The sequence below is a fragment of the Xenorhabdus bharatensis genome, from assembly GCF_037996705.1.
Lineage (GTDB): Bacteria > Pseudomonadota > Gammaproteobacteria > Enterobacterales > Enterobacteriaceae > Xenorhabdus > Xenorhabdus bharatensis.
In genome coordinates this window covers 60,570-74,745 of the sequence record NZ_JBBMXG010000017.1, presented here as the reverse complement: position 1 = coordinate 74,745, position 14,176 = coordinate 60,570, and the positions used below count along the sequence as shown (strand labels likewise).

Here is a 14,176-nt window from a genome sequence, read left to right as displayed (position 1 = left end):
CTTAAACCAGATTGTGGGAACCTTCGACTTTACGTACCCAATCGCCCTTACCGTAAATCAACACATATTTCATGGCGTATTCGGGCAGGCCGGAAGCCCCTGTTTGCTCCACAATCTGAGCGTTATACCAATAACCTTTGTCCTGTACGTCATGCCAGGCCAAATCATCCCCGGAAGCATCAGCAATGGCGAGTTTCTGCACGTCGGTTAAGGTTTTGCCCGGTAAGATAGTGCCATTATTGAGTGCCTTGGTGACAGCGCCTGCAATGATAGTCATAGCACGGGCTTCGCCGTCTTTGTTCGCAGGAATACCGCGTGTGGCCATCAGCAGACTGAACCATTGCTGGGTAATATGGGCTTTCAACCATTGCTCGTTAGCATGAACGCTCATATCCAGCGGATTGGACGATGAGCCACACAGAAAACCGCGTTGATAGAAACGAATTTGTGACCCCGCCACGGCGGTTTCACCGTAGTAGTTAACCCGTAATTTATCGAACCGGTCCGCATCCAGATCGGCACTGATTTGAGAAGGGAAAGTCACCCCAAACTGGCGGTACATGTAGTTGGTGGTCGCGTTATTTCGGTCGTAATCAGTGGCGGCCATGATCGCCATCGGTAATGCCTGTACAAAAACAAGCTCGTCCGTTTTCAGGTTCAATCCGGTCGATGCCGTACCGACCAGTGCAGCGCTCCAGTCTTCCGCTTTTTCTGCTGTGACCGCCAGATGCAACTGGTATTTGACATTTTCCCCTGCCACATACTCTGCCAGTTCAACCGCTTGCGGCAGAGCCATCTCCGTTAAAAAGGTCGCGCTACCGAACGAATCAGAGATTTTCTCGGCGGCAATGAAAGCCGCCAGTGGCGATTGTGCAGCATTGCCTGCCGAACGGTTGCCGGATGAAAGCCCCATCGCATCAGCAAGCACCGAATAGGTCACGTTGATCTCAGCTTTCTCCTGCACCCCGCCATTTAAGACAAAAGCACTGTCCATTGCGTTAAAGGTCAAGTAAGCATTGGCAAATTGCGGGGCTTTCTCTGCGTTCAGTTTGGCTTGTACCGCAGAAGCAATATCGGCATAGGAAGTCGCCTTCGATAAGTCAATATCAGTGAAGGTTTTCATGACACTGCCAATCGTCACAGTAAAAGTGCCATCGACCAGTGCTTTCAGTTCATCAAGGACAGCGGCTTTGCTACCATAAATCGCCGGTGTCCGGCCTATCGGCTCATAAGCGGCAATCTGTAACTCTTTCGGCTTACTGACAGGCGCAGGGCTCACGTAACTAAAATACTGTCGGGCAAACCTGGCCTCTGGCGAGTCGCTTCCCAGCAGGGCGTCGATTTGACCGGAAGCAAACTCTAACACTTTGCCTGCCGGAATTTTCGGGTTGGTTGAAAACAAGCGTCCCGTCAGTTTGCGCATGGGTACGCTGGATGCACCGATCACCGCACTGGCGATATCGACGTATCGGGTTTGTTTTATCGGCATAAAGTCACCTTAGATTCGATAAAGATCAGGAAACAGCACATTGACCGTGGCTGTGTTGGGTTTGATGTAGCGTGAATGGGTGATAGTGATATCAAACGAGGGTGACAACTCGTAGTTGCCCTGATCGTTAATCAGAAACGGCATGCGTAGATTGCCTGCACGTTGGATGCCAATCCCTTGCTTGCGCAGTGTCTCCACAAAGGGTAGCGAGTTCATGATCATGCGCACGGTGGCAGTCATATCACCCGCAGTGTACTGTTCAAAACTCCCTACGCCCTGCACCTGTAGCGTTTTCTCCACAATCTGGATTTCACGATGGTTGGCGTTGCGATCGGCGCAATGATAATTTCTCCCTTGCCAGCCGTGAGCGCTCTCACTGATAGGAAAAAACATCACAAAGCGGTTCTCTCGTCCTTGTTTGGTCGATTGAAAACCTGCGACGACAGGCACAGCAATACCCGCCTCATTTAACTGCTTCAACAGTTGTGCGCGCAGGGCAATATAAACGTCATTATCCGTCATACTCACCGGCCTCAATGCAGACAATCGACAGCCAGCCGTCCTGTGTATACCAGTCGGCATCACCCATCACATCGTAGCGACGCCCGGCAAAAACCAGAAAATCCGGCGACTGGTCCCGCTGGATATGGCGGATATCGTGCGTGGTGTAGAATTTACGGTAGACTTTCGCTGTATCCAGCCCCATGTCCTGCCCATCCTGCGTATCGATGGCCTGCCAGCTTCCGCGAATGGATATCGGATCATGATAGGTGTTTTGCCACTGACCTAATGCATCCAGCTCACGCGATCGGAAGCGATACCACTGTACGGTTTGTTGCGGGATATAGCGCGAGGCAATGCGCTGTAAATTGCCGAACATGATTATTTGTCCTCCACACTGAACGTTACCGATTGCAACATCAGACCGCTGTCCACCAATGGCTTATGGGTTGCTTTGCCTTTACTGTGACGGCTTGCCCGTGCTTTCACGGTGCTGTCTTTCAGTGGCGGCGTAGTCACAGCTTGGATAGCAAGCTGAATATCACCGACGGCAACACTACCCATCTGGCTCAGACCATCGGAGACTGAGAGAGTGTCATCAATAGCGGCTTTAGCAGCACGAAGCATCAAATCAGCATATCTGGCCTGATTATCCTTCATCGCCGGGCGCATAAAGGGACGAGGCGGAATATTACCAGCAGGACTGCCCAGTTCCTGAATCACAGCCACATACGCAATCGGTGTGCCGTCAGGGTATTTTGTGTGTTCAAAGAAACCGACTTTAAGCTGCTTCTTGCCCAGCTCGTCATACACCCGCTTGAACCGGGTTAGTTTCGGACTCATCGCCATACCCGCCCCCCATGAGGGAACCGACCGCCGACACCGCGAAAAGCCGACCGTTCGCCCCGACCACCCACATACATCGGAGCACGCCCACAACGATTGAGTAACGCCAGATATTGCTGACCAAAAGGCGTTAAGTTAAACCAGTGCGAGGTATTCGAACCGACAGGCGGTGCAGTAAAGCTGACATTAACACTACCGATAGTAGCCGCAGTGACAACGCTGGTTGGCGATTCGCCCTGAGCCATTAACTGGCGCAGTTGCAGCATATGCGCCACCACCAGAATCCACAGTTCGTCAGTACAAACACCCCGGCACGGTGAAAAATAATGCCGGGCGGATTGGGCGATGATTTCGAGTTCCTCATCGGGTTGAGCATCAAACTGCGGATACAACACCCGAAACGCTTTCAGGGGGAATGTATCCGTGTTCATTATTTGCCCTTACCTTTATTAATCTTCGGGGTATCTTTGCCCTCAGCCTCCAATGATTCCGGCGTATCGGGGGCCGACTGATCGCTGGCCTCCATATTAGTGGCCACTTTTTCGGGATCGGCCTCGCGGCTTTCGACAGTGATAAAGCCATTTTCCTTATGCAGCCTGAAAACAGGGTTGTCTTTAAGCTGGGCATACTGTTCGGCACTGACTTCGGTCACACGCCCGCGTGGGGTGTGCATCGCCCGGGTCATGATATTGGCCTGCCCGTGAATAAACACTGCACCATCACGCACGGTATAGTTCTGATCGTTGGACAGGGTGCAATAGATATAGAGAGATTGAGACATGAAGAAACTCCTGCCTTGAAAAATAAACAAAGTGCCCTCAGCAGAGGACTGAGATTAAATGCCAGTTAAGCGGGTGATCGCCCACGGACGGGTCACAAAAATACCGGCGGTGGCGTTGGTTGCATCTTCCAGATAGCCCTTGATGCCATTTTCAGAACCCAACAATTGGTATTTCACCGGCACAACTTGCAGGAGGGTGGCATTAGTGGCGGTTGAACCGTCATCCACACTGTCAGCGAACAGATAAGTGATATCTACCCCGCCGTTAGCTCCGACAAATTCTGGCGAAAAGATAAAACGCAAGTTTGGGTAGTTTTCCTTCGCCCATTGTCTGACCGTTTCCCCTTGCGCCACCGGATTCGCTTTACTCAGCACTGAACGGAAGCCCAGTGGTAAAACCATTGTCATCGAATCGCTGTCTTTAATCCGGCCTCCGGACGATTTTTCGAGCCGGTCGAACAGGGTGTTCATATCCCCGGTCACTTCGGCAAACGTAGCCTGCAACCACGGTTGCTTCGCCGTCTCATACGCGGGCAGGTTAGGATCATTCAGCAAACCAAAAACGCGGGTCTGCGGACTGTTAAAGCCGTAGTAGCCTACGCGTTCACGGGATTGCTCCAGTGATTCAGTAGCAGCATGACGTTTTTCTGCTGCCGCTTCAAAACCGGCGGCTGACTGGCGAGCCTCTTCCAGCTTACCGACCTGAAAACCCTGTTCAAAACGGACAATGCCACGGTGTTCCAAATCCTGTACATAGGAGGCCAGCGGGATATTAGTATGATCACCATACAGCTCGGCCTTACCCGTCGGCGTGGCAACATTCAGAATAATTTCTTCATCGTGCCACTCACCGGCGGTCATGACACCGGTGATCTCATCCAGAATACGGATACGGGTGGCAGTACGGATCAATCCTGGCAGTACATGCTGTAACATATGACGCTGAATAAAACCGCCGCTCATCGCCGGACCAGTTAGCGCCGAGTCCATTGCCGATAGCCCGCCAAAACCAATTTGTGCCAGTTCGCTATAGGTCCACTTCTGGTCTGCTGTGATATGTAACGGCCCTCGCTGACTGATTTCGCGCCCGGACAAATGAAACTTTTCTTTACTGACAGCCATTAGTGACCTCCCTGTGCTGCAACGGGATAAGGAATTTCAGTCAGGCGAACCACACACAGATCGGGTGTTTCTGCTGACTCCACATGACGGGAGACAAAGCCAATCACCCGGTCATTAGCGGTTATTGGTTCTTTGGCAGACAGTTTGCCGTCAATGTCAAACACCACTGGTGCATTGATACGCGCAACACCCGTTTCAAGCTGAGTGTACACCTCGCCCATCGTCAGAAATTCGCCCGTGGTGCCGTTCAAAGCATATTCCGCTCCGATACGATAGGCTTTCGGGTTGATCATAATCCCGGCAAAAGCGCCGTCACCACCCACCCGCACCGTTTCGGCATGGTTATCTTTATAGGTGTAGGCCAGCCCGAACCCATTCTTGGTTTCATCCGCCGAGGACAGAACAGCCGCCGTCACCCGCACCGGTCCTTCGTGTGAAATTTCACCAACAACGCCCGATATCAGGCCGTTGGCGACACTTTTTGGTATGGCCATTATGCTTTGCTCCATTTGTCTTTGATGGATTGCTGGCTGGTTGCCGCATCCATTGTTGAGGTGTTTTTTTGCGAGTCAGGCACACGCCCGTGCATCCACGCATCCAGTGCGATCACTTCCTGCCCTTTCTGACACGGAATACCGAGATGTTTGATACCGTATTCCGCTACGCCCTGCTTGGTCATGCTGCTGTGGTCAAATACGCCGACAAACGGTGTGAGTTTGTGCACCAGCGTGTCACGGCCTGCCAGTTGTTTAATCAGATCGCCCGTGTCATAGGTGGGTTTCGCTTTCTCCAGCTTATTGACCTTGCGTTTCAGGCGAGAAATATCATCCATTGCCTGTATGCCCCGGCGAACTCGTTTGATGCGGCGATTCAGACTATCGGTCGTGGCCTGATCCAGATGCTCTTTGGCTTCTTCAATCGCCTGCTCTGCCGCTTCAATAGCAACTTCGGCAGTTTCCACAGCTTCGGGATCGCCGGATTCGGCAGCTTCTGCGGCAGTTTCTGCTTCTTCGACGGCATCCTCCACTTTCTCTTCCGCTTCGTCCTGCGAAGGTTTACCGGGATCGTCATCTCTCGTGTCTTTTTTATCCGGGTCATCATCTCCTGTTGGTGTTGATTGCCCGGACAGCGCAGCTCCAATCATCGCCTGCAACTGCTCGACCTGTTCCGGTGTGAAACCGTTATCGGTCGTGTTCTCTTTCTTGTCTTGTTCTTCAGTAGCCATACTGATTAACTCCTTGGTATCAATAGTGATAACGTGATCTTGCACCGCAACATCGGGGCCGGTTCGCCCTTCTGCCACCAGCGCTAAGTGATTGGCGCGGATATCGCGTTGAATGGCATCATAGTGTTCGCCATCAAACGTGCCGGGGGTGAAATCGTAGCGGCAGCGATAACCCGGTGAAAGTTCAATCTTGCCGCTGGCAATCTGACTGAGTGCCGAATTGGATAAGATCTTGATATTGCCTTTGAGATACGGGTAATCGAAATAGACGTTCTCGCCAATCACGCCCTCAATCCCTTTCTGCTCGGCAGGTGTGGCTTCCCGGCCTAACATCTCGTGCTCATCCACAAACGGCATTAGTTTGAATGAGTTGATTGTGGTGATATTTTCCAATTCTTCCTGTGGGCGCAGTACCTTGTAAATCTGATCGGCAACGGGAGCGCCAATTTCCGACCCCAGATAATCAAAAACCCCAACTTTTGAGATGGGGTTATCTTTGACTTCCAGCCAGCCGTTCAGGTCATAAGTGCGTTTACTCATGTCATGTGTTGTCTCCAAAATCAATCACCGGCGTCCAGAAGCATTTGCAGTTCGGCAGCTCGCCCGGTAATCCCCGGCTGCCTGTCCGTTCATCGATAATCGGCGGGTTATCCAGCTCGAACACCTGACCATCTAACTTTTGATGCAGTTTGCGCGGTTCAGCACTGCCGCCGGAGTGATGCCAGACCGCTTTGCGAATGCCTGCCGACTTCATGCGTTCATAGTTGGCGGCAGTGGTAATTTTGCGGGTCTGGTCCATGGCGATAAACTGCGCCCGTTTTTCGGTCACGCTGCCAATCGCTCTGATTTCCTCCAGTAAGGTCTTTGTACCCTCACCCGCTTGGCTGATAGAACGTAATGCCGCACTTTCAATGCGAAAGTGAAACTGTTGCGGTATGGATTTAATCAGGGCGACATTTTCAGCAGTAGCGGCGGTCAAGCGGTCTTGCATAGCAGTAGGCATATCAGGGGTTTTAATGGTTAAGCCGCCGGAGAGTTGTTTCAGTGAATCATCCAGATTGCGCTTGGCGTTGAGATCGGTCTGACTGACAAACTGATCTGCCATCTCTGCGGCTTTGCGGTTAAAGATACTTTCCCAGCGGCGTTTTAATTTGTTGAGCCAAATACGCGTCTGGCTGGCAATGCTGGCATCCATCGCTACCGATTCAGCATCATCCTGTAATTGGGTTAATACCTGTTCGTAATCTTTGAGCATCCGTTTGATTAGTCGTGACAGGTCACGCTGATAACGGTCAGGTGCTGCCGCCGAATAATGCAGGGGCTTGCCCTTCATGACTGCCTGTCGCGCCGTTGCCCACTGTTCCCGGCTCTTCTTCAGGCGGAGTTTCTTCACCATATGCATCCTCGTTAATCTCTAAGCCGAAGTAACTGGATTCTTTATCTGCTGCCAGTTTCTGGCGGATATCATGACCATCTACCGCCCCCACGTTGGCGTAGTTAACCGCTGTCTGGGAGTTTTTCAGCTCGATATCGGCATATTCAGCCGCTGTCGGGCTGTCCAGTGGTCGCCATGAGATACTGATATCGACAATTGGCAACCCTTCACTGCGTAACAGGATTTCATAATGACGCTGGAGTAAATCTTCCAAATCATTGGCCTGAATACTCTCCAGCTCTTCGCGGTAGGCGGCTTCTTCATACTCGCCACTAGAATTAAAGCCTTTGGGCGTGGTACCCAATAATTTCGTGGCAGGTACATTGGCAGCCGCGGCGACAAGCTGATATTGCGTCATAATAGTGGCATCTAAGTCAGCCAATGACGTATCAAACTGCTGAACGGTGTCTGAATTGCTGGTGATCTGCACGCCGTAGTTATCCCGCATCAGCGCGAAATATTCGATATTCTCCGCAATCACGCCCTTATCCGCATTTTCTGCATCTGCCATACCGAGTGTTAATAATCGCTTAGTCATGGCAAGCTGTGGGGCTTCGTTAGCGGTACGCTCAGAGGCATATACTCGTTCGTAAACACGTTCGGGTACAGAGACACCAAAATAGTTGTACATTGGCTTGAGTACGTTCGGTACGGGGAACGGCACAAACTTCACCAGATGGGATTTATGATAACGCCGTCCGCCGATGCGGTAATAAGTCGGTTCGTAGAAATGGAGTGAAGCCGGATCTTGCACGTTATCGACGGTCAGTTCGGGTGTTACCCATTGTGGATCAATCTGCTTAATTCCTTTATACGAACCCGGAGTAATACCATCGGGATTAAAGGGATTTTCATAGAATTCTTTCGGGGTGGGTGTTTCCACCACAAACAGGGCAATGCGCCCCCCGTATACGCGCCCGAAATGCACCAGCTCTTTCATCGCCTGATGAATGCGATATTTTTTGTCCAGTTTCTTGAGCCGATCGATAACTTCACTGTTTTCACAGTCAATTTCATACCCTTGCCGGATTGCATCACGGGCGGGCATATTGCAGGCTTTATCCACCAGCCAATGCTTGGCAATCACCGCACACAGGTTATTGCCAATAAACAACTGGTTGGCATACCACGCGGCTTGGGCTTCCGGTACACCATACAAACTGCCTGCTTTAAATGAGGGGATCGAGCCATCCACCGAATCCATCGCCACGCCAGTCATTGTAGGCTGTGGCAATTCCAGTCCTTTAAAGTTGTTATCATTAGCAAGCGAGGGGTATAAATCGGTGGAAAATGCTGAACGTTGAACCGGCGGTGCTGTAGGCCTTCGTTTTGAAAACGGCCACATAAACATTACCTCTTGGTTGTAAAGAAACTGCCTTTTTTCTGGTACAAATCGCGTAGAGCCTGCGTCATGCAGTCCACCACATCATCATGCGCCCCCACTGGGAACGTGGTAATTTCGTTAACAGCATCGACCACCCACGGTGCAATATCTTTATGCGGCAAAAAAATATTACCGGCTTCCCATTCCGCCGTTACTGCATGAGCACGAGCAACTTTACTGCCATCCGGTTCAATCGGTATCAATCCTGAAACAATACTTCGAAGTGAATCCATGACCGCTGGGCCATTGGCTTTATCTTCCACCAGCTTACGGCGGCCTTGTGGGAATTTCTCCGCCAATTTTTGTACGGCTTTCAGGGTTTCGGTAAAGGTCATTCGGGCGCGGGTTTGATACAACAGATAGGCATTTGCGCCCTTTTTTCCCCAGACCTGTCCAACCACATAGTCCGTCCCCTCACCATCTTTGAAAGTCATATCCCAGCTGTGGATCACCTTGTCGAATTTCTCCGGCAAGTCTTTCGGTAGGTAGTAGTTCACCCAGTCTTCTTTAAAGATTGTGCCGCCAGACGGCTTCGGCGACTGCTGATACATAGCTGACCAGAAGTAATCCCCCAGAATGGCTTTGGTATCGAGTAATTTTTCAATAGGATGCAACTCAGGCACTAAGGCTTCACCCTGTTCATTGATAGCGGGGAACGCCAGCACTTTGGCTTTCTGGCTGATTTCAATCACCTTACCGGACAAATCATCGGTCGCCCAGCGTGTGGCCATAATGATCTCGCCGCTGTTTTTTGACAGGCGGGTTTTGAAGGTAGAAACGTACCAGTTCCAGATGGCGTTCTTGGTGGTTGCGCTCAGAGCCTCTTTCGAGTTCTTAATCGGGTCGTCGATAATACCCAAATCCACTTTCTTCCCCGTGAGTGGTCCACCGACTCCGGCAGCAATGTAAGAACCTTTGTTACCCATGATTTCGAAGGTGTCGCTGTTTCGCTTCGCCATCGTTTCAATCGTTACTACCCGTTTGGGGTTCAGTGAAGACGCAGGGAATAAGTGCTGGTATTCCTCACTCATCATGATGCGTTGTACATCACGGTTCATGTCCGAGGCTAAATCTTTGCCGTAGGACAATCCGGCAACCCGTTTATCCGGGTATTTACCAAAGAAGTAAGCCGGGAGGTAACGCGAAACAATATCTGATTTACCATGCTGTGGCGGCGCACCCAGAATCAGTATCGGACGCTTTCCATCCATCATATCCAGCAGGAATTCATCTAAGGCCGCACAAACCTGACGTGAAAAATCACTGGTGATATATTCCGGATTTATATACTGAATGAACTCATGCAGACTGCGCCGGGCAATCTCTCTTTCGATAGCCTCATCCAACATTGCATTATCGATATCCATGTCAGTGCCCAAAGTGAGAAAAATACGCGGTTCGCGCCAAAATCACGGTGAAATGATTTTCACGTTTTTGATAACAAATTAGTAACAAATAAAAGCCCGAAAATCAGGCAGAAGAGTAAAACTTTTACCCGTTTAAGGTGACATTTTGATTGAGTTGGAAAGCGGCGATTCCTGAAATGAATAGCGTTATGTTGAATTGCGGGCTGCTAAAATCGCAGAGCAGCCCAGTAATTTAGACATAACGTGGATTATGCGAATACTGCGTCGATCTTTCCTGTCCATCTGCACAAAAGCCCACACCCCTTGCCCCCCTAAACTAGTACATGAGGGGATATGGGCGTTATTCATTCAAATTCTGATCGCAGTGCATTAGGCATTCAATTTTTGAATGCCTATAACGGTTATTTTGATTCATTTCACCGTCAGCACCAGCCCTTACAATCCCAACCTGAATATCACAAGAACATTGCTCGTTTTGCTCAGTCAAAACGGTATTATTTATTCTCTCGGCAGCGTTATATCCAGATATTTGGGGAGCAAGAAGGGGCTTTTTTACCGTCTCTTGATTCTCGTGTTCATCAAATTATTTTTTTATTTGAAGTCGATTCATTACCTGAATTTTCCCTTGATTGGCGTATGTATGTTGCTTATTTAGCGTCTGGATTTGGTTCTTTTTCTATACCTGTAGCACAAGCTGTTTGTAGTTTAGTTAAGGGGTTAGGTGTCGATAAAGCGGTAACAAGATTGGAAATGGCTTATTCTTTGGCGTTTGCAACTCCAGACGGTAAAGGAAAAGGCATTAATCTCTTCTGTTCAGATGAAGACCTACAATTAATTGCAGGTGATTTTGTTCAATCGCTATCTGATTCGTCTTTGTGGTCTTGGTTTGATTCATCTGATGATCGAGATGCTTTTTGTGATGCTTTTATTGAAACCATTAAGAACCGTGTTGAGCAGGATTTTAATTTTTCTGCTGATACTGTGTTGAATCTGATTCGAACTCGGTCTGGTAGTTCACTTTTACATAGGAAGTTCGGCGTTATTTTACGCTTTATGAATCCTTACTTTGTTCGTCGTTACTTAGACAAACAACGCCTTTCCAGAGTGCTTGAGATCTCCCGTATCTTGATGATGCTTTCGCCGTTAAAGCCGTATTCTTCTGATTGGTTAGTTTCACACTATAAAAATAAAGATGCAAAAACATTGCGTTTTCTTGAGGCAATGGGAATTTTTGATGCAGATGAGAAATTAGTTTGTAGCTTGAAAGAGGCGTTTGATTCCTCTGTTTCTAATCGTAAAAATAGGGTTGTCGAACTGATAGTTCGCGCGAAAGGTGTTTGTTCATTAGCCGAAAATATGGGCTTGCAGGGTTATTTTATCGTGTTGACCTGTCCTTCTCGCTTTCATTCAGTCAGAACAGTGAAAAACAGTAAAACGGGTAAGATTTTTCATCTTGAAAACCCACAATGGGTTGAGAATGGAATGCCGACTGTTCGTGATTCTCATCAATGGTTATTGGATACGTTTACTCGTGTCCGTAAACGCTTGGATAAACTTGATATCACGATCCCAGGATTGAGAACCGTTGAGCCTCATGCTGATGGTTGTGTTCACTGGAATATATTGTTTTATTCCCAGTCTGAGCATCTGGATACGGTTTTGTCAGTTTTCAAGGAAGAAGCATTTAGGGATTCACCAGATGAGAAAGGAGCGAAACAGCATCGTATAAAAATGACAGCGGTTGATCCTGAGAAGGGCGATGGTTTCTCTTATATCATCAAATATATTACTAAGATGGCAGGATTTGAGGATTCTAAAGGTATTTCGGGACTGAATGACAAATATTCGGGGGCATCATTTCAAAATGCTGTACAGCGTGTATCTGTTTGGTCTCGTGTCTCAGGAATTCGGCTATTTCAGTTTTTTGGTTGCCCTAGCGTGACTGTTTATCGCCAGTTACGGCTTTTGCGTCACCCTTTGAAAAAAGGGGATATTTCATTGGAACATTTCACTGATAATGAGAAGAGTGAATTAGAAGAATTGCGCCTTGCTGCTGATAGCGGTGATTTTTTACGTTATATCGAATTAAGCGGTGGTTTTTTCTCTGACTTTATAGCAAAGCCATATTACTTAACACAGATCATTGATGGTGAAGAAAAAAGGAACTGTTATGAAGAAACAGCCAGTAAAACTGTTTACGGTTTTACTTTCCATCAGCATGTTTTTATAACTCGTTTTACAAATTGTGAGATTAGACGAATGAATGAAGCAGATAGCCTTGCGCTGGCATTTTTACGCGCAGATGAAAGTACTTTAAATCAGGACTTTCTTGATTGTCTTGAACAGGGTTCTGATGATTTTGAAGATGATTACGAGCCAGAGAATGGGAGACGCTTACAGAGTTTATTGGAAGGAGCACGTTAATAATGAGTTTTTCTCTGTATGCACCATATATTCAAATGGATGTCTTATTATGTAGCAGAGATGTTGCATCATTCTTACCTTCCAAAATTGTTTATTTTTCATTCTCAAAAGATAGTTCTTTGGAGTTTTTAACCTGTCTTTTGAAAACAAAGCGGCCACAAGGTGAGGTAACGAACCTTGAGACTGTTTTGTTTTCCTTGGACTCGTGACAATAACTGTCGCTAAATAAAGAGATAAAAATATGATTAATAATTACGTAAATCGTTATCAGTATAAACATGCTATGCCTGAGGGATTTAAAGCAATGGCGGTTCAAGGTGGGCACTTTTCTCATGTTCTTTCAGATATTGAAGAGAAAGAAATTTTGACTTCCGATGGAACGAAAGAATTTAAGCAAAAGGAAAAGTTCGGTTTTGTTTTGGCTGTGCCATTTGATGACCATAAGTTAAAGGTACGAACAACTGAATTTCGTAAGTATGTTTGTTCCAAAGAGGACTATATTTTCCTAAAATCTGTTGAAGCTGATATTTCAGAGCAACCAGTGTATATCTCATTTTTACCGAGTGCGTGGGCAACATCACGAGATAATAATGGTGTCTGGTATCAATATATCACTGATTCAATTCAGCGTTTTGATGGAAAATCATTAATTCTTAATAAGAAATGATTAATAACTATTGGTTTTAAATAAGGCGTAGAAATAAGTCAAAAGATCTTATAGGTAAGTTGGTTACTGTTTCGTGTGATGTTAAATTGAATGGACGTTATACGAAACTAAGTGCTGTTAATATTAGCACTGGCCTTTGATGGTTTTATTTATTTGACGCCTATTATATTTGGCAGTTAGGCGTCTAGTTTCTTTTTTTATATTGAATTATGGCGGTGGTATGGCTGATAAATCTATTACAGGTACTTTTTGTAACTTAAAAAATAAAGACGATTGCTATTCTGCTACTATAAATATTTCTGATGTATATGAACCTAATACCACTACTGATTATGTTATTTCTGGTTTTTCCCTTGTAATTGTATTGGTTCTATTTTTTGGTCTTATTTATAACATTTATAAAGCTCATAAATTATCATAAAAGATATTTATTCTATGGATAATACTTTTTTGAGTGGCTCTATTTGTGATATGTCTAATAATTGTCAAAAAATATTATTGGACATATCTAATCAGATTCCAATTTCTTACGATTATCCTTATTTGGGGAAAGTCTGGGGCTTGGCATTTAGTTCAGTCATGATGTTATATCTTTCTTCCCTTGGATTAGGGCAGATACTCCGCATGGTTAAACATGCTTAATACAGGAAATTTAAAGATGTTTAAATCGTATTTTAATAAAGTGGCGTTAGGCGCGACGCTGGCTTCTGTTTCGGTATTTTCTTTTGCCGATGATGTATTGAATAAAGTCGGGGACGTCGATTTAACGGCGCTGACCAATAGTATTGGTTTTGCGGGCGTACTGGTTGCCATGATGGCCGTGGCGGGATCGCTTATTACCTTATATGCGGGGGTTGCGGGCATTCGGTGGGTATTAAGAACCGTGAAAGGCGCTTAATTAAATTGATTAAAACGACGGTAAAGGGGTGAAAGCC

General features: G+C 47.2%; 16 protein-coding genes. 4 read left to right on the top strand and 12 right to left on the bottom strand.

Going from position 1 to position 14,176, the window contains the following annotated elements; translation table 11 throughout:
* Position 1: 1 nt before the first annotated feature.
* The 12 genes from AAC855_RS15895 to terL are packed head-to-tail and all read right to left on the bottom strand — an operon-like array spanning position 2 to position 10,150.
* Positions 2-1,489, bottom strand: coding sequence for a DUF3383 domain-containing protein (locus tag AAC855_RS15895; RefSeq protein ID WP_340610879.1), 1,488 nt, complete (start codon positions 1,487-1,489; stop codon positions 2-4).
* A gap of 9 nt (positions 1,490-1,498) precedes the next feature.
* Positions 1,499-2,011, bottom strand: a complete 513-nt coding sequence (locus AAC855_RS15890) for a phage gateway protein (protein ID WP_340610878.1) — start codon at positions 2,009-2,011, stop codon at positions 1,499-1,501.
* The gene (locus AAC855_RS15885; RefSeq protein WP_340610877.1) at positions 2,001-2,369 is read right to left on the bottom strand and encodes a phage collar protein; all 369 of its coding nucleotides are present in this window, start codon (positions 2,367-2,369) and stop codon (positions 2,001-2,003) included. Before AAC855_RS15885 ends, AAC855_RS15890 begins: the two co-directional genes overlap by 11 nt.
* Before the next feature lie 2 nt (positions 2,370-2,371).
* Complete coding sequence (locus AAC855_RS15880; protein ID WP_340610876.1) at positions 2,372-2,839, bottom strand: hypothetical protein; 468 nt, start codon at positions 2,837-2,839, stop codon at positions 2,372-2,374.
* Positions 2,830-3,267 carry a DUF4054 domain-containing protein gene (locus AAC855_RS15875; RefSeq protein ID WP_340610874.1) on the bottom strand — a complete coding sequence of 146 codons (438 nt, stop codon included), beginning with the start codon at positions 3,265-3,267 and terminating at the stop codon, positions 2,830-2,832. The genes AAC855_RS15880 and AAC855_RS15875 overlap by 10 nt, the downstream gene beginning before the upstream one ends.
* Positions 3,267-3,617 carry a hypothetical protein gene (locus AAC855_RS15870; RefSeq protein WP_228864984.1) on the bottom strand — a complete coding sequence of 117 codons (351 nt, stop codon included), beginning with the start codon at positions 3,615-3,617 and terminating at the stop codon, positions 3,267-3,269. The genes AAC855_RS15875 and AAC855_RS15870 overlap by 1 nt, the downstream gene beginning before the upstream one ends.
* 54 nt (positions 3,618-3,671) lie before the next feature.
* Positions 3,672-4,739, bottom strand: coding sequence for a major capsid family protein (locus AAC855_RS15865; RefSeq protein WP_340610873.1), 1,068 nt, complete (start codon positions 4,737-4,739; stop codon positions 3,672-3,674).
* Positions 4,739-5,233: a structural cement protein Gp24 gene (locus AAC855_RS15860; RefSeq protein ID WP_099123428.1), complete on the bottom strand. Its 495-nt coding sequence runs from the start codon at positions 5,231-5,233 to the stop codon at positions 4,739-4,741. Before AAC855_RS15860 ends, AAC855_RS15865 begins: the two co-directional genes overlap by 1 nt.
* Positions 5,233-6,504, bottom strand: coding sequence for a DUF2213 domain-containing protein (locus tag AAC855_RS15855; RefSeq protein ID WP_340610872.1), 1,272 nt, complete (start codon positions 6,502-6,504; stop codon positions 5,233-5,235). The genes AAC855_RS15860 and AAC855_RS15855 overlap by 1 nt, the downstream gene beginning before the upstream one ends.
* Before the next feature lies 1 nt (position 6,505).
* A complete protein-coding gene (locus AAC855_RS15850; RefSeq protein WP_340610915.1) occupies positions 6,506-7,219 on the bottom strand; it encodes a phage head morphogenesis protein in 714 nt (237 codons plus the stop codon).
* 37 nt (positions 7,220-7,256) lie between these two features.
* A complete protein-coding gene (locus AAC855_RS15845; RefSeq protein WP_340610870.1) occupies positions 7,257-8,744 on the bottom strand; it encodes a phage portal protein in 1,488 nt (495 codons plus the stop codon).
* 5 nt (positions 8,745-8,749) lie between these two features.
* Positions 8,750-10,150: a phage terminase large subunit gene (gene terL / locus AAC855_RS15840; RefSeq protein WP_340610868.1), complete on the bottom strand. Its 1,401-nt coding sequence runs from the start codon at positions 10,148-10,150 to the stop codon at positions 8,750-8,752.
* A 333-nt stretch (positions 10,151-10,483) separates the two neighbouring features.
* Here terL and AAC855_RS15835 point away from each other — a divergent pair, with 333 nt between their 5' ends.
* The 4 genes from AAC855_RS15835 (at position 10,484) to AAC855_RS15820 (ending at position 14,139) form a co-directional block, all read left to right on the top strand.
* The gene (locus AAC855_RS15835; protein ID WP_340610866.1) at positions 10,484-12,574 is read left to right on the top strand and encodes a replication endonuclease; all 2,091 of its coding nucleotides are present in this window, start codon (positions 10,484-10,486) and stop codon (positions 12,572-12,574) included.
* A gap of 241 nt (positions 12,575-12,815) precedes the next feature.
* Complete coding sequence (locus AAC855_RS15830; protein WP_340610864.1) at positions 12,816-13,241, top strand: hypothetical protein; 426 nt, start codon at positions 12,816-12,818, stop codon at positions 13,239-13,241.
* A gap of 220 nt (positions 13,242-13,461) precedes the next feature.
* Positions 13,462-13,662, top strand: coding sequence for a hypothetical protein (locus tag AAC855_RS15825; protein ID WP_340610863.1), 201 nt, complete (start codon positions 13,462-13,464; stop codon positions 13,660-13,662).
* A gap of 237 nt (positions 13,663-13,899) precedes the next feature.
* Positions 13,900-14,139 carry a hypothetical protein gene (locus AAC855_RS15820; RefSeq protein ID WP_340610861.1) on the top strand — a complete coding sequence of 80 codons (240 nt, stop codon included), beginning with the start codon at positions 13,900-13,902 and terminating at the stop codon, positions 14,137-14,139.
* The last annotated feature ends 37 nt before the right edge of the window (positions 14,140-14,176 follow it).